Here is a 14,749-nt window from a genome sequence, read left to right on the forward strand (position 1 = left end):
TTGATGGAGCTTTCCCATCGAACGCTCTCTGTTCCGTTTCATCTGGAAATACTCGAAACGCGATCAGCTGGTGCTGCTGGTTGTCACCGCCTGCCTGTTCCCGCTGCTGTATCTGACGCTGGAGCTGCCCAAGCGGATCATCAACGATGCGATCGGCTCGGAAACCTCCACCGTCAACGTGCTGGGTTATAGTTTCGACCAGCTGACCTTCCTGTGGATCCTTTGCGGCGCGTTCCTGGTGTCGGTGCTCTGCCACGGGCTGCTGAAGATGCGGATCAATACCATGAAGGGCGTGCTGGCCGAGCGTATGCTGCGCCGCTTCCGCTACCAGCTGATCGCCCGGGTGCTGCGTTTTCCGCAGCCCTACTTCGAACGCGTCAGCCAGGGTGAGCTGGTGTCGATGGTGACCTCAGAGTCGGAGCCGATGGGCGGGCTGATGGGTGATGCGGTCAGCCAGCCGGTCCTGCAAGCGGGCCAGATGCTTACCATCCTGTTCTTCCTGTTTCTGCAGAACTTCTGGTTCGGGATGGCGGCCATCGCGTTGATCCCGCTGCAGGGCTGGCTGATCCCGATGCTTCAGCGGCAGATCAATCAGCTCAACAAAAAGCGGATCAAGCAGGTCCGTGCTCTTGCGACCGAAATCGGGGAAAGCGCCGCGGGTGCTGCGACGCTCAGGATCAACGGCGGCTGGCGCTACCGGATGGCAGTGATCACCGACCGGCTGGGGCGGCTGTACGACATCCGTTTCCAGATCTACCAGAAGAAATTCTTTATGAAGTTTCTCAACAACTTCATAACCCAGCTGACACCTTTTTTCTTTTATGCCGTCGGCGGCTACCTGGTGCTGCAGGGTAAGGTATCGCTGGGGGCGCTTGTGGCAGCGCTAGCGGCCTACAAGGACCTCGCCGCGCCGTGGAAGGAGCTGCTGGCCTATTACAACCAGACCCAGGATATGAGCCTGCGCTGGGACGTGGTTCTGGAACGCTTTGCGCCTCAGGGCATGGTCGGCGAAAAGCTGATGACCGGGGAACCGGAAGAACTGGCGCATCTCAACGGGGATATCGTGCTGGACTCCGTCACCGTTCGGGACGCCGATGGAAATCTTGTGCTGGAGGAACTGAGCGCGGCTTTCCCGGCCGGGCAGGTGATCGGCATTGCCGCCCCCTCGGAGGAAGACAGGCGGGCCCTGGCCGAACTGCTGACCCGGGAGATTCTGCCGTCTTCCGGCACGGTGACGGTGGCGGATCAGAACCTCAGCGGCATGCATCAGGCCACGCTGGCGGCGCGGATCGGCTATGCGACGTCGCGGCCTGTCCTGTTCCAAGGGTCCTTTGGCGACAACGTGATGATGCCGATGCGGCTGCGCCCGCTGGGCAAGGGTCAGGACCTGGAGCGGCTGGAAACCGCAGTGCGTGCGGGCAACAGCCCGGATCCCTTTGACGCGGCCTGGCTGGACCCTGAGCTGGCGGGGTTCTCCAGCGAGGAGGAGCTGCGGGACTGGTGGCTGAAACTGGTGGAGGGGATCGGCTCAGATACAGCCCTGTTCCGCCGCGGCATCGACCAGTATTTCGAGTCCGCGGCTCATAGAGAGCTGGCAGACCGGCTGGTTAAGCTGCGCCCGGCTGTGCGCAAGGAAATCGAGGCCGCGGGACTGGACGTCCATGTGCATTTTCTGGATGCCGGCAGCTACAACCCGGCGCTGCCGGTTGCGGAGAACCTGCTGTTTGCGGCGTCTCAGGAAACGATGACGGTTGAAACACTGCAACGGCATGCGGAGTTTCTCGCCCAGCTCAAGCAGCTTGGGCTGGATGAAGGGCTGGTGTCGCTGACCCGTGACGTGGTGGAGATGCTGCGGCAGATCTTTGGCATGGATGGCACCGGCCACCCGCTGTTCCGCAAGCTGGGGCTGGATGTCGAGGCCTATGAAGCAGCGATTGCACTGGTAGACCGGCAGGGGCCCGGCGATATTGCGGGTCTCAGCCGTGAGGAACTGGCGCAGCTGCTGATCGTGCCTTTCACCATTTCCGCAGAGCAGATTGGCCCGGCCTTTGAGGACGGGATGAAGGACCGAATCCTGAGCTTCCGAAGCAGTCACGGTGAGAGTCTGCTGAAATCGCTGGGCACAAGCTTTGTGCCGTTCTCCGGCGACAGTTTTGCACCCACTTTGACGGTTCTGGAAAACGCGCTGTTCGGCAAGATCTCCGATGCGGCCGGCGGCAAAGCGGATGAGGTGCGCAAGCTGGTGTCGGATCTGATGGTGCGCGAAGGGCTGCGTGACCAGGTGGTGGAACTGATCTTTGACATGCCGATTGCCGTCGGCGGGCAGGGGCTGGCGGCCAGCTTTGCCGAGCCGCTGGCGTTCTGCCGGGCCACTATCAAACGGCCGGATATCCTGATCCTCGATTCTGCCATGGCGAGCTATGATCTCGAAACACGGGTGGCGGTGCACAAGAACCTGCGCAAACTGCTGCCGGATACAACGCTGATCTACCTGGCGTCCGGTTTCCAGAACCCGGACGTGTTCGACGTCTTCTATGAACTGCGCCAGGGGCGGCTGGTCAGCGACGAAGCGCAGGCGGTGGCGGCAAGCGAGGGGGCAGCCAGCCAGGACCTGGCCCGCAAGCTGCGGGCGCTGGAACAGACAGAGCTGTTCTCCGGCCTGAACCGCCGCCAGCTGCGCCTGCTGGCCTTTGGTGCGCGCTGGTATGAGGCCAAGGACGGCGAGGTGGTCTTTCTCAAGGATGATGTGGCCTCGGACGGCGCATACATGATCCTCGAAGGCGAAGCGGGTCTTTATCTGCCGCAAGAGGGTGAGAAGGACCGGCTGATTGCCAAGGTCGGCCCGGGACGGCTGGTCGGGGAGTTGGGCCTGATCCGCCAGGAGCCGCGGGCGCTGAGCATGATCGCGGAGAGCGACCTGCGCTGCCTGCGCATCGGCGAAGAGGAATTCCTGGCGGTTGTAGAAAACGATGCCTCGACCGCCTTCAAGCTGCTGCAGGTGGTGGCGGGCTACGTCTCCAACTGAACTGGAATCCACAGAAAACAGGGAAGACACTCATGAAACTGCTGCGATACCGCACTGGCGCAGATGTGCGGCCGGGACTGCTGGACAGCGCTGGCGCGGTCCGGGACCTGTCGGGGCATGTGCCGGATATCACCGGGGCTGTTCTCGATGACGGGACCTTGGCCCGGCTGGCCGCGCTGGATGCGGAGACACTGCCGCTGGTGCCGGGCCAGCCTGACCTGGCGCCGTGTGTCGGGCAGGCGGGCAAATTCCTGGGGATCGGCCTCAACTACACCGATCACGCCGAGGAAATGGATATGGCGCTGCCAGAGCACCCGATCCTGTTCCTCAAGGCTACGTCTTCGATGGTTGGAGCAAACGACGACGTAGTCCTGCCGCGCGGGTCGGTCGCATCGGATTGGGAGGTGGAGCTGGGCGTGGTGATCGGCACCGCCGCCAAATACGTGGCCGAAGAAGACGCACTGGACCACGTGGCGGGCTATTGCGTGATCAACGACGTGTCGGAGCGCGACTATCAGACCAAGCTGACGGGACAATGGACCAAGGGCAAGAGCTGCGACACCTTCGGACCCGTGGGCCCCTGGCTGGTGACCCGCGACGAGGTGCCCGATCCGCAGGCCCTGTGGCTGACCTGCGACGTGAACGGTGAACGCCGGCAAACCGGCAGCACTCAGACGATGGTGTTCACGGTGGCGCAGATCATCGCGCATCTAAGCCAGCTGATGACCCTGCACCCGGGCGACGTGATCGCCACCGGCACGCCGCCGGGTGTGGGCATGGGGATCAAGCCCGCGCCGGTCTACTTGAAACCAGGCGATGTGATGCGGCTGGAGATCGAAGGCCTGGGCGTCCAGACCCAGACCGTCCGCGCGGACGTCTGAGGCACAGCGGGGCGCTCCCGCCCGTCCTGGCGCATTCGCAGAATGCACCGGACAGTTGGGCGTGGCGCTGCGCAAAGCGCAGCGCGGGTTCCGCTGCGGGGCCAGCTGGCTCTTACACCCCTCGGGGCCTGAGATGCCCGCCGGTCAGTTACCGCCGCAGAAATGCTTATAAAGCAGCGCAATGGTCTCTTCAGTTTTCCGGTCCTGCAGCGAGTAGTACACCGTTTTGCCTTCGCGCCGGGTCGCAACCAGGCCTTCCTCGCGCAACCGGGCCAGCATCTGGCTCACCGCGGCCTGGCGCATGTCCAGCAGGCCCTCCAGTTCTCCGACCGACCGCTCGCCCGCGCCTAAGTGGCACAGAATCATCAGCCGCCCCTCATGGGCCAGCGCCTTGAGGAAGGCAGCCGCGGCAGCGGCGCTTTCCTGCATGTTCTGCGGGGTTTCCGGGGGAAGGGCGTCTTGGGGCGAAGGGGGCAATGCTCAGGTCCTGCGGTCGTCTTTTCCCGGCAACATGACCCTTTCCGGCGGCCGAGTCACCCCGCAGTTGCATTTCACTTCACAATAGGCGGAGAGCCACCGGCGAAGGCATTTCCATTGGCATAATCGCAGGGGGCTTCCTGCATGTTGAGGTGCAGATCGCTGCCGGTGAAGGGATGCGCGCGCGCCAAATCCTCGTCCACCTCTATGCCCAGCCCGGGCGCTTCCGGCGGCGTCACAAAGCCGTTTTCCACACGGATCGCCCCCTTGATCAGCTGGTCGTGGAACGGGGTTTCGATGGTTTCCAGCAGCATGATGTTGGGGATTGAGGCGGCGAGGTGGATGTTGGCGGCCCATTCCACCGGCCCGGCATAGAGATGCGGCGCCATTTGGGCGTTGAAAACCTCGGCAATCGCGGAGACCTTTTTCATTTCCCAGATGCCGCCGGCCCGGCCCAGAGCGGGCTGCAGGATCTCCGCAGCGCCTGCACGCAGCACGGCGGCGAATTCGGACTTGGTGGTCATCCGCTCGCCCGTGGCCACCGGAATACGCACGTTGCGGGCGACGCGGGCCATGTCTTCAATGTTGTCGGGCGGCGTGGGCTCCTCGAACCAGAGCGGGGAATAGGGCTCCAGCGCCTGGCCAAGGCGGATGGCGCCTGCAGTCGTGAACTGCCCGTGCGTGCCGAACAGCAGATCCGCCTTGTCGCCAACCGCCTCGCGGATTGCCTCGCAGAAAGCCACCGACATCGAGATGTCGGACATTGCCGGCATGTGGCCGCCGCGCATGGTGTAGGGGCCTGCCGGGTCGAATTTCACTGCGGTGTAGCCTTCGCTCACCTTCTGCGCCGCCGCTTCCGCCGCCATCGCGGGCGAGGTCCAGAACGCGGTCATGTCATGCTGCGGCAGCGGGTAGAGGTAGGTGTAGGCGCGGATGCGCTCGTTCATCCGCCCGCCGAGGAGCGCATGGACCGGACGGCCGCGGTCCTTGCCCAGAATGTCCCAGCAGGCAATCTCCAGCCCCGAGAACGCGCCCATCACCGTCAGATCAGGGCGCTGGGTGAAGCCGGAGGAATAGGCACGGCGGAACATCAGCTCGATGTTTTCAGGGTTTTCCCCCGCCATGTGGCGGCCGAAAACGTCGCGGATCACATGGGTCATCGCATCGGGGCCAACCGAGGAGGCGTAACACTCGCCCCAGCCGGTGATGCCGGTGTCGGTGGTGACCTTCACCAGGATCCAGTAGCGCCCGCCCCAGCCGGGCGCAGGAGGGGCGGTTACAATGACGTCCAGATCCTGCAGTTTCATGGCCTAGCGCTCCGCTGCCGCATCGAAGGCGGCCAGTTCCCGGTTGATCTCTTCGATGGCATTTTGCGGGGCAAGGAAAGTGACGTCCGCCTCGCCGCCGCGCTCCATCATCACCTCGATTTCGAAATGCGCAGGCGTGCCGTCAAAGTCGCCGTCAATGCGCCAGCGGCACTTCTGCTGTTCGGCGAGCTCTGGCAGCGCCGCGGCGGCCTCGGCCGCGAGTCCGCCGGGAAGGCCGAAGCGGGAGTTATTGGCAAGGCGGGTAAGGAAGGGGGAAATCTCTTCCACTGCAAATAGCATAGACGTGTCAGAGGTGGCCGGGGCGGGTTTCACCGCTTCAGGCTTGAACAGGCTGGTCAGGAATTTCAGCACGTGCTGCGCTCCGGTTTGCGGGTGTCAGCCAAACACAATCACATTGCGCTTGGCGGAGCCAGTCTTGGTGTCGGCAATGGCCTCGTTGATCTGCTCCAGGGACCAGCGGCCCGAGATCAGCTCATCCAGTTTCAGGCGTCCCTGCTGATACAGGTCGACCATCCACGGAATGTCGCGCTGGATCACCACATCGCCCATTTTGGAGCCGATCAGCCCCTGGCCCACGGCGGCCAGAACCACCGGCTCATAGCTGGCCTTGGCGCCGGAATGCGGCATGCCGATCAGCACCGCCTTGCCGCCACGGGCCAGATAGCGCGGGGCCTGCTCATAGGCGGGAATGGCGCCGACAGTGACCAGCACCGCGTCCGCGCCACGGCCGCCAAGCGCCTTGTATGCTGCTTTCCAGGGTTTTTCTTCCGTCGCCAGAACCCCGTGAGTGGCGCCGAATTCCTTGGCGATCTCCAGTTTCTCCGGGCTCATGTCCACCGCGACGATGCGCCGGGCGCCGGCGATGCGGGCCCCCTGGATAGCGTTGAGCCCGACACCGCCGGCACCGATCACTACTACGTCCTGGCCCGCCCGCAACTGCGCGGCGTTCACTGCCGCCCCGACACCGGTGATCACCCCGCAGGAGATCAGCGCCGCCACGTCCTTTCCTATCTCAGCAGGAATCTTGACGATCTGCCGCTGGTCGACCACCACCTTTTCGGCAAAGGCGCCGCAGGCCATGGCCTGATCCAGGGGCTTGCCATCGGCGGTCTTCAGCGGCCCGTGCACACCGTCATAAGGCGTTTCGCAGATCACCGGCCTGCCGCCTGCGCAGGACGGGCAAGTACCGCAACTGCGGATCAGGGTGACCACGACCGAGTCGCCCTCAGTGAATCCCTGCACGCCCCCGCCGACGCCGGTTATCACCCCGGCGGCCTCATGCCCGTAGACCGCAGGCAGATGCCCGCCCCAAGCGCCTTCGGCATAGGAGATGTCGCTGTGGCAGATGGCAACCGCGTCCAGCGTGACCTCGACCTCGCCCATCCCGGGCGGCGCCAGCAGGACCTCTTCAATCACCAGCGGGGCACCGAATTCATGGCAGACGGCGGCTTTGATGGTTTGCATGGTCTTCCTCCCCGTTTTCAGGCAGGGTGGCGCGGCGGGTGCCCTGCAAGCAAGCCGGAATGCGGCAGCAGTGCGGCGGTGTTACGTTACGGAAGATTGGCTGCGCAGGAAAACCGCGCAGCCGATGGCCAAGAGGAACAGAGCAGCCACGCCAACTCTCATCAACGCCCTTTACGCGTTGTCCAGCTCCCCGGTTCTCTTGGCAAACTGCAAGGCATCCCACGGTGCCCGGCCCATCTGATGTGACGGGTCGAACAGCGCCGCCGCGTCCAGATCCGGATAGTCGCGGGCTACCAGCTCCCGCAACGGCGTGAGTGTGCTATGCGCCTCCCGGCACAGTGCCTTGACCGCTGCCTGTGCGTCGGGACGCGGGATCTGCTCTGCCAAGGCAAAGCTCAGCGCCTCGGCGTGGATCATGTCCAGCCCGCCGGACAGGGCGGCGGCCATGGCCTCGGGGTTGGGGGCCAGGCTCGCGTACAGCTCCCTGCCCGTTTTCGCAGCGCTGGCCGCACCCAGCACGATCTGCGGCAGGCACATCCATTCGGTGAACCAGGCCGCGCCGTCGCGCTGGTGCTGCTGTACTGAGGCCCCCTGCAGAACCGAAAACAACCCGCTGCCTTGCCGCGCCAGCGCTGCCAGCACCGAAGGCGCAACCGGGTTCTGCTTCTGCGGCATCGTGGAGGAGGCGCCAGCGCCGCCCAGCGAAATCTCTGAGATGCCGCTTTGGGCCAGTGCGATGCAGTCCTCGCCGATCTTGCCGAAGGCCAGCGTCACCCGCTGCAGCCAGTCCGCAATCCGCAGGACGGGCGTGCGGTCGGTGTGCCAGCTGCGCCCCGGATCCTGCAACGCCAGCCCCTTGGCCATTGCAGCGCGCACCTCTGCGGCCTTCGGCCCCAGCGCACCGGACGTTCCCGCCGCACCCGACAAGGAGACCATCAGGCAAGACTGGCGCAGCGCGGGCAGCTCCTCCAACAGGTTCAAAAGCGGTGTGCCCCAGCCCGCCGCCACCGCCCCGAAACTGGTGGGGGTGGCGTGCTGGCCATAGGTGCGGGCCGCCATCGGCAGCTCCGCATGGGTTTTGGCCAGATTGCCAAGCTTTTTTGCTGCGGCCTTCACGTCTGCTTCCACCAGCCCCAGAACCTGGCGCAACCGCAGCATCAGCGCGCTGTCCATGATGTCCTGCGAGGTGGCGCCCCAATGCACATACTGCGCGTGTTCCGGCGCTTTCATCTCCTCGCGGAAGGCGGCGACCAGCCCCGGCACCGGCACGCCGTTCTGCGCCGTGGGCTGTTTCAGCACGCCGGGGTCAACGGCGATTTCAACCACCGCACGGGCAATTGCCGCGGCGCTTTCCTGCGGGATCACGCCCGCTTCGCCTTGTGCCTTGGCCAGCGCACCCTCGACCAGCAGCATGGCACGCACCTCTGCACTGTCTGAAAACAGGCGACTGGCCTCGCCGCAGCCGAAAAGGCCGCCATGCACCTGGCTGTCAAAAACCGAACCTGCCATCAGAAGTCCTTTGCGATGTGCCCGATCAGATCCGCGAGCCCCTCGGGATCCGCAAAGAAGGGCGAATGGGAAGTGTTCATGTCAAAGACCCGCTGCGGCGGCAGCTGCGCCGCCATCTGCGCCTGGTATTCCGGCGGAATCACCCGGTCGCCTGTGCAGCGGATATAGGCCTTGGGCACGCCTTTGAACCGATCGCTCAGTTGGATCGGCGTGTCCTGCGGCGGGATCGGCTGCGGGCAGAGGTGTTCCAGCGCGAACTCCACCGTTTCAGCCGGGCAGTCATGATAGAACAGCTCCGGCGCAGTCTCTGCCACGAAACTGTAGCTGGTGCCGGCCGCATTCTTGGCGGTCGCACCGGTCAGTGTCTGCCGCGGCCCGGCCTTGCGCATATCGATCAGGGACAGGCCGCTGACCGGAATATAGCTGCACAGGTAGATCAGCCCGCGCAGCTTGTCAGGCCCGGCCTCTGCCGCGGCGGAAATGGGAAACCCGGCCCAGGAATGGCCCAGCACGATGGTGTCCGGAGTCGAGGCCGCCAGCACTGCCTTAGCAGTTTCCGCCAGTGTGACATCAGCCGGATCGCGCCCGTCGCCGTGGCCGGGCAAAGTGATTGTGCGGGCAGTGTGGCCGCGCGCCTCCAGCGCCGGAACAACATCGCGCCAGCACCAGGCGCCGTGGCAGGAGCCGTGAACCAGGAGAATGTCAGCCAATGTGCCCAGTCTCCCTCAGGAAGGCGGTTAGCCGCGCCGCGTATTCGTCAGGCTGCTCGACGCAAGGAATGTGGCCCGCACGGCGGATCAAGTGGAACTGGCTGCCGGGGATCAGGTCCACAGTCTCGCGCACCAGATCGGGCGGGGTGGAGCCGTCCTCAGTGCCGGCGATGCCAAGGCAGGGCAGCCGCAAGCCGCTGGTGGGGGTATAGAAATCAGTGCCCGCAATCGCCGCGCAGCAGCCGGCATAGCCGTCGCGGGATTGCTGCACCAGCATGTTGCGCCACAGTTGCAGCTCCGGCGTGGCGCGGAAGCCGCGGGCAAACCAGCGCTCCATCACCGCATCGGCCAGTGCCTCGATGCCGTCGCGCTGCACCGTCTGGACCCGCTCTTTCCACATCTCTGCGGTGCCGATCTTGGCGGCGGTGTTCGACAGCACCAGCGCCCGGATCTGATCCAGCCGCTTCACCGCCAGCCCTTGCGCGATCATGCCGCCGATCGACAGCCCCACGAACATGCAGTCGCGCACCTGCAGGTGATCCAGCAGCCTTTCCGCGTCCCGCACCAGCGCCCCCATGGAATAGGGCGCGGGCGGGCAGGAGGACAGCCCGTGCCCGCGCTTGTCATAGCGGATGATGCGCAGGCCCGCAGGCAGCCGGCCGACCACCGCGTCCCAGACCCTGAGGTCGGTGCCAAGCGAGTTGGCAAAAACGATGGGGGCGCCGTCCGGGTCCCCGTCAACGCGGTAGTGAAGCTGGACATCGCCCAGGTCTGCAATCTGCATAAAGCGCCTCTTTGCTGTTCCGCCGCACTCTACCTGCGCCGGGGCAGAGAGGTAAACCAGCCGCCTGCCACAGGCGGCGGAATTTTCTTGAGAAAGAAAATTAGCCGGAACTATTGCATTTTCCCGGCTTGCCTCAGCCGCGCAGCTCCATGTGGGCCATGATTTGCCCGTGGTCGGAGGCCAGCTTGTTATATGGCGCCTCCGGGTGGCTGCCGTCAGTGAGATGATCGTTGAAAACGCTGTAATACTGCATTTCCCCTATGGCACCGGGCCAGGCCGGATCGAAATGGCGCGACATGTAAATCTGGTCGACGCTTTCATGCACGCCGCCAAAGGCGGTTGTGAAAACCACGTCGCGCAGGGATTTCTTCAAGAACATCTTCTCGGCCGAGCGCAGCCGCACCCGGTCGATGGCCTCGCGGATAAGCGCGTCCTCTTCTTCGCTGTAGCGGTCGCCGGGGTGCTTGGCATCATGGCGCAGCATCCAGGTGTAGTTCTTGAACGGAACCTCGCCGGAGATGATTTCGCTGCTGACCGCGTGTTCGCCGTCGTTGAAATCCCCCAGCACCATCACCGGGCGTCCGCGGTCCAGCTCGTCCAGCACCGCGCGGCGCAGCACCCAGGCCTCGCCCATCCGCCTCAGCGCTGCCCTTAGCGATCCCATCGCCCGGCCCGCCGCATCATAAGCGGTCAGCACCGTTTCGGGCGGGTAGAGGGCGCCTTGCGGCTTGATGTATTCCCCCAGTTTCGATTTCAGGTGGCAGTTGAACACCGTGATCACCTGATCCCCGGCCGGTACCCGAACCTTGAGGATCGGGCGCGACAGGCGGCGCAGGGTGTAGAAACCGGCGTCTTCTTCCTCGCCCAGGCAGGCCATCGGGATGTCCAGCGGCTGCTCCAGATCCTGGATCACCTCCGGCTCTTCCGCAAAACCGAAGCGCGACAGCACCGCTAGCCCGGGCCGCCGCTTGCCCGGTTCGCCAGTGTCGTTGGCGTTGGGGGCAAAAGCCAGCTCGGCTTCCGCATAGGAGGCATAGGCCAGCTTCTGGAAAATCGCCTTGCGGTGATAGCGCTTCGAGGGGTCGGGGATGCTGGCGGCGTTGGCCTCCGCACCGCGCCGGTCGGTTTCGGCAATGACCTGGCGCAGCGGCGCTTCGTCAAAGATCTCCTGAAACCCCACGATGTCGGCGTTCAATGTCAGCAGCTGGTCGGCCATCCAATCCGCCTTCCAGGCGTATTCCTCCGGCGTGTAGCTTTGGAAGCGGTAGTATTCCCGCTCCGGTCCGATCAGATTCTTGACGTTGAACGAGGCGATGGTGAAGCGTGTCATGAATGCCCCCCTGACTGCCGCGCCATGAAACGCGCGGCCAGGGGTCAAGCATAGCGCGAGAGCGCCTCCCGGAACAGCTCTGCATCCACATTGCCGCCGGTCGCAACCGCGATCACTGCCTCGCCAGTGATCCGGTCCGGATGGAACAGCGCGGCGGCCAGCGATGCCGCGCCGCCAGGTTCCAGCACGATCTTCAGCCGCAGAAAAGCAAGCGCCATCGCCCGCATCGCCTCCTCCTCGGTGATCACCAGCCCCGGCCCGCACAAGCGGCTGAGAATCGGGAAGGTTATCTCGCCCGGTTGCGGTGTCAGGATCGCATCGCAGATCGAGCCGGACTGGCTGGGGTTGGCGTGGATTTCGCCCGCCGCCAGCGACCGGGTCACATCGTCGAACCCCTCGGGCTCCACCGGCCGCACCCGCAGGCCCGGCGCGCGGGCCTCCAGCGCCAGCGCAATGCCCGAGGACAGCCCGCCGCCGCCGCAGTTGACCAGCACATCCGCTTGCGTGACGCCTTCGGCGGCGGCCTGTTCCGCGATCTCCAGCCCCGTCGTGCCCTGGCCCGCGATCACCTGCGGCTCATCATAGGGCTTGATCAGCGTTAGTCCGCGCGCTTCCGTGTATTGCGCGCCCACAGCCTCTCGGCTCTCGCCGCCTGCGCGGTCATACAGCACCACCTCGGCGCCCAGATCGCGGGTGTTCTGGATCTTCAGCCGGGGCGCGTCGGCGGGCATCACGATCACCGCAGGCACCCCATGCGCCTTGGCTGCCGCTGCTACGCCTTGCGCATGGTTGCCGCTGGAATAGGCGATGACACCGCGTTTGCGCGTCTCTTCCTGCAGGGCCGAAACCGCCGACCAGCCGCCGCGGAACTTGAACGACCCGGTGTGCTGCAGGCATTCCGCCTTCACGAACAGGCGGCGCCCGGCGATCTCGTCCAGAAACGGCGAGGACAGGAGCGGGGTGACGCGGGCATGGCCCTTCAGCCGCTCCGCCGCGGCGTCGATCATAGCAATTGAGGTCATTTGACGTTGTCCAGAACTGAATGGATGAGGGCGAGCGCTTCGGGTTCGTCCAGAAACGGCACATGGCCGCGGTTGGCAATTTCCGCCGTGTGCAGGCCGGGCAGGCGGCGCTGCATCTCTGCGAAGGTTTCCGCGCTCAGAATGTCCGAGTTCGCGCCGCGGATCACGCCACTGGGCAGCCCTTCCAGCGCCAGGAACAGCGGCCACAGGTCCGGGGCCGGGCCTGCTTCGGCCTGCGCCAGAAGCGCGTCGCGCAGGCGAGGGTCATAGCGTAGGCTAAGCCCCTCCGGACCCTGGTCATAAAACGCTTCCGCTTCCTCGCGCCAGCGCGCCGCGGGCACATCCGGGAAGGCCGGCGCCATCAGCGCCGCCAGCGTTTGCGCGGCTTGTGCATGGGTTTTGGCGGCCGGGCGGCGGCCCACATATTCCATGATCCGGGCAATACCGCCCGGAGGAATTTCCGGGCCCACATCATTCAGGATCACCGCCGCCAGCCGGTCCTTGGCCATTGCGGCCAGCGTCATCGCCACCAGCCCTCCGCGCGAGGTACCAAGCACCGCCGCGCGCTGTAGCCCCAGATGATCCAGCAGCTCCAGCACATCCTGCGCTTCGCGCAGCACGTTGTAGTTCGCGAACTCAGGGTCACGCGCCGACTGCCCCCGGCCACGCGCGTCCAGAGTGATCATCCGGTATTGCCCGGCATGAGGGGCGAAATAGCGAAAGTCCCGGCTGTCGCGGGTGAGGCCCGCGAGGCAAAGAAGCGGCAAGCCCGCGCCGCTATCGGTGTAATACAGCCGCAGCCCGTCTGTGGTTTCAAAGAACGCCATTGCTGCGTCTAACTCCTGGCAAGGTCTGGAATTGAGGTCAGATCCGGCAGGATATGCGCGGGCTTCCAGGGCAGCCGGTCCACCGGCTCTGCCGCCCGGTTCACCCAGGCGGTAACAAAACCGCAGCCTGCAGCCCCTGCCGCATCCCAGCCGTTGGAGGAGACAAACAGCACTTCGTCCTTGGCGCAGCCAAAGCGCTTGCCGACCAGATCGTACACGCGGCTATCAGGTTTGAAGACGCCAACGCTTTCCACCGACAGCACATCATCCAGCACGCCGCCAAGCCCCGCCGATTGCACCGCACCGTCCAGCATCGCAGGCGAGCCGTTCGACAGGATCGCGGTGTTCATTCCAGCATCTTTCAGCGTCTTCAGCATCGCAGGCACCTCCGGGTAGGCCTGCAGTTCCCAGTAGAGATCCAACAGGCGCTGGCGCAGGGCGGCGTCACCGTCCAGCCCCGCGGCTTCCATCGCCCAGTCGAGCCCGTCCTGGGTCACATCCCAGAAATCCGCGTGCGCTCCGGTGATGGCGCGCAGCCAGGTGTATTGCAGCTGTTTCAGCCGCCAGTGGCCGGCCAGCTCCGCCCAGGTGTCCTGCAGATGCGGAAACTGCGGCTCGCCGGCGGCCTGGCGGGCGGCGGCTGCCACATCGAACAGGGTTCCGTAGGCGTCGAAGATACAGGTGGTGATCGGCATGGTTCCCTCCCTTGCGGCGAGACTTGCACGAAGGCGCCAGGCGGGCAAAGCCGGAAATTGTACCCATACGGGTTTACATCACGTCTGCGGGCGCTAGGCTGCGCCCCTTTATGAACCCGCAACCGATTGGAGGTCTCATGACCGGGGTAAAGAACGGCGACACCGTGCGCATCCATTACACAGGCAAGCTGACGGATGGTACCGTTTTCGACAGTTCCGAAGGACGCGACCCGCTGGAGTTCACCGTCGGCGCAGGCCAGGTGATTGCCGGAATGGATGCCGGTCTGGAAGGCATGGAACCCGGCGGCAAGAAGACGCTGGAAATCGCGTGTGCCGATGGTTACGGCCCGATCAATCCCGAGGCGCGCCAGCAAATCCCGCGCGAAGGCATCCCTGCCGACATCCCGCTGGACCTGGGCACGCAGCTGCAAATGCAAAGCCCCGAAGGCCATGTGCTGCCGGTCACTGTGGTCGAGGTGACCGAAGAGACCGTGACGCTCGATGCCAACCATTTCCTGGCGGGCAAGGATCTGGTTTTCGACATCGAGCTGGTGTCCATCAACTGATGCTGCGCCTGCAGGGCAGGGAGGTTCTCCCGCGCCCGCAGGTCCCCCGGCTGCCACGCCCAACGAGAGCGGGCTTCGCCAGAAGTCCGGCGACGGGCGGGAGTGCACCGCAGCCCCGAAGCTGAGCACTT

At 64.9% G+C, this 14,749-nt stretch carries 14 protein-coding genes; 3 read left to right on the forward strand and 11 right to left on the reverse strand.

The window, feature by feature from the left end; genetic code table 11:
• Positions 1–67 precede the first annotated feature (67 nt).
• Positions 68–3,025 (forward strand): ABC transporter transmembrane domain-containing protein, encoded by a 2,958-nt coding sequence (locus tag ACXAED_RS11395; protein WP_475053095.1) that lies wholly within the window; start codon positions 68–70, stop codon positions 3,023–3,025.
• A 32-nt stretch (positions 3,026–3,057) separates the two neighbouring features.
• The gene (locus ACXAED_RS11400; RefSeq protein ID WP_475049766.1) at positions 3,058–3,906 is read left to right on the forward strand and encodes a fumarylacetoacetate hydrolase family protein; all 849 of its coding nucleotides are present in this window, start codon (positions 3,058–3,060) and stop codon (positions 3,904–3,906) included.
• 144 nt (positions 3,907–4,050) lie between these two features.
• On the opposite strand, the gene ACXAED_RS11405 is transcribed toward ACXAED_RS11400, so the two are convergent.
• The 11 genes from ACXAED_RS11405 to ACXAED_RS11455 form a co-directional block, all read right to left on the reverse strand.
• Positions 4,051–4,335 (reverse strand): ArsR/SmtB family transcription factor, encoded by a 285-nt coding sequence (locus tag ACXAED_RS11405; protein WP_475053098.1) that lies wholly within the window; start codon positions 4,333–4,335, stop codon positions 4,051–4,053.
• Positions 4,336–4,457: 122 nt separating this feature from the next.
• Positions 4,458–5,690, reverse strand: a complete 1,233-nt coding sequence (locus ACXAED_RS11410) for a mandelate racemase/muconate lactonizing enzyme family protein (RefSeq protein ID WP_475049767.1) — start codon at positions 5,688–5,690, stop codon at positions 4,458–4,460.
• A 3-nt stretch (positions 5,691–5,693) separates the two neighbouring features.
• The gene (locus ACXAED_RS11415) at positions 5,694–6,062 is read right to left on the reverse strand and encodes a hypothetical protein (RefSeq protein WP_475049768.1); all 369 of its coding nucleotides are present in this window, start codon (positions 6,060–6,062) and stop codon (positions 5,694–5,696) included.
• 24 nt (positions 6,063–6,086) lie between these two features.
• Positions 6,087–7,175, reverse strand: coding sequence for a zinc-binding dehydrogenase (locus ACXAED_RS11420; RefSeq protein WP_475049770.1), 1,089 nt, complete (start codon positions 7,173–7,175; stop codon positions 6,087–6,089).
• A gap of 171 nt (positions 7,176–7,346) precedes the next feature.
• Positions 7,347–8,684, reverse strand: a complete 1,338-nt coding sequence (locus ACXAED_RS11425) for a class-II fumarase/aspartase family protein (RefSeq protein ID WP_475049772.1) — start codon at positions 8,682–8,684, stop codon at positions 7,347–7,349.
• On the reverse strand, positions 8,684–9,394 hold the full coding sequence (locus ACXAED_RS11430; protein WP_475049773.1) for an alpha/beta fold hydrolase: 711 nt from the start codon (positions 9,392–9,394) through the stop codon (positions 8,684–8,686). Before ACXAED_RS11430 ends, ACXAED_RS11425 begins: the two co-directional genes overlap by 1 nt.
• Positions 9,387–10,178: a 3-oxoadipate enol-lactonase gene (gene pcaD / locus ACXAED_RS11435; protein WP_475049775.1), complete on the reverse strand. Its 792-nt coding sequence runs from the start codon at positions 10,176–10,178 to the stop codon at positions 9,387–9,389. The genes ACXAED_RS11430 and pcaD overlap by 8 nt, the downstream gene beginning before the upstream one ends.
• A gap of 133 nt (positions 10,179–10,311) precedes the next feature.
• A complete protein-coding gene (locus tag ACXAED_RS11440; RefSeq protein ID WP_475049777.1) occupies positions 10,312–11,508 on the reverse strand; it encodes an endonuclease/exonuclease/phosphatase family protein in 1,197 nt (398 codons plus the stop codon).
• A 44-nt stretch (positions 11,509–11,552) separates the two neighbouring features.
• A complete protein-coding gene (locus ACXAED_RS11445; protein ID WP_475049779.1) occupies positions 11,553–12,530 on the reverse strand; it encodes a threonine ammonia-lyase in 978 nt (325 codons plus the stop codon).
• The gene (locus tag ACXAED_RS11450) at positions 12,527–13,357 is read right to left on the reverse strand and encodes an alpha/beta fold hydrolase (protein WP_475049781.1); all 831 of its coding nucleotides are present in this window, start codon (positions 13,355–13,357) and stop codon (positions 12,527–12,529) included. The genes ACXAED_RS11445 and ACXAED_RS11450 overlap by 4 nt, the downstream gene beginning before the upstream one ends.
• 8 nt (positions 13,358–13,365) lie before the next feature.
• Positions 13,366–14,052, reverse strand: coding sequence for a haloacid dehalogenase type II (locus ACXAED_RS11455; protein ID WP_475049782.1), 687 nt, complete (start codon positions 14,050–14,052; stop codon positions 13,366–13,368).
• Positions 14,053–14,189: 137 nt separating this feature from the next.
• Between ACXAED_RS11455 and ACXAED_RS11460 the strand changes: the two genes are divergently transcribed.
• On the forward strand, positions 14,190–14,618 hold the full coding sequence (locus tag ACXAED_RS11460) for an FKBP-type peptidyl-prolyl cis-trans isomerase (RefSeq protein ID WP_475049784.1): 429 nt from the start codon (positions 14,190–14,192) through the stop codon (positions 14,616–14,618).
• The last annotated feature ends 131 nt before the right edge of the window (positions 14,619–14,749 follow it).

The sequence above is a fragment of the Leisingera sp. ABM4_103 genome (assembly GCF_056158685.1).

What these genes read in the sequence shown, in the direction of transcription:
- ACXAED_RS11400 (WP_475049766.1), top strand. Translation starts at nt 3,058, where the DNA reads ATGAAACTGCTGCGATACCGCACTGGCGCAGATGTGCGGCCGGGACTG.
- ACXAED_RS11405 (WP_475053098.1), bottom strand. Translation starts at nt 4,335, where the DNA reads ATGCAGGAAAGCGCCGCTGCCGCGGCTGCCTTCCTCAAGGCGCTGGCC.
- ACXAED_RS11410 (WP_475049767.1), bottom strand. Translation starts at nt 5,690, where the DNA reads ATGAAACTGCAGGATCTGGACGTCATTGTAACCGCCCCTCCTGCGCCC.
- ACXAED_RS11420 (WP_475049770.1), bottom strand. Translation starts at nt 7,175, where the DNA reads ATGCAAACCATCAAAGCCGCCGTCTGCCATGAATTCGGTGCCCCGCTG.
- ACXAED_RS11425 (WP_475049772.1), bottom strand. Translation starts at nt 8,684, where the DNA reads ATGGCAGGTTCGGTTTTTGACAGCCAGGTGCATGGCGGCCTTTTCGGC.
- pcaD (WP_475049775.1), bottom strand. Translation starts at nt 10,178, where the DNA reads ATGCAGATTGCAGACCTGGGCGATGTCCAGCTTCACTACCGCGTTGAC.
- ACXAED_RS11440 (WP_475049777.1), bottom strand. Translation starts at nt 11,508, where the DNA reads ATGACACGCTTCACCATCGCCTCGTTCAACGTCAAGAATCTGATCGGA.
- ACXAED_RS11445 (WP_475049779.1), bottom strand. Translation starts at nt 12,530, where the DNA reads ATGACCTCAATTGCTATGATCGACGCCGCGGCGGAGCGGCTGAAGGGC.
- ACXAED_RS11450 (WP_475049781.1), bottom strand. Translation starts at nt 13,357, where the DNA reads ATGGCGTTCTTTGAAACCACAGACGGGCTGCGGCTGTATTACACCGAT.
- ACXAED_RS11455 (WP_475049782.1), bottom strand. Translation starts at nt 14,052, where the DNA reads ATGCCGATCACCACCTGTATCTTCGACGCCTACGGAACCCTGTTCGAT.
- ACXAED_RS11460 (WP_475049784.1), top strand. Translation starts at nt 14,190, where the DNA reads ATGACCGGGGTAAAGAACGGCGACACCGTGCGCATCCATTACACAGGC.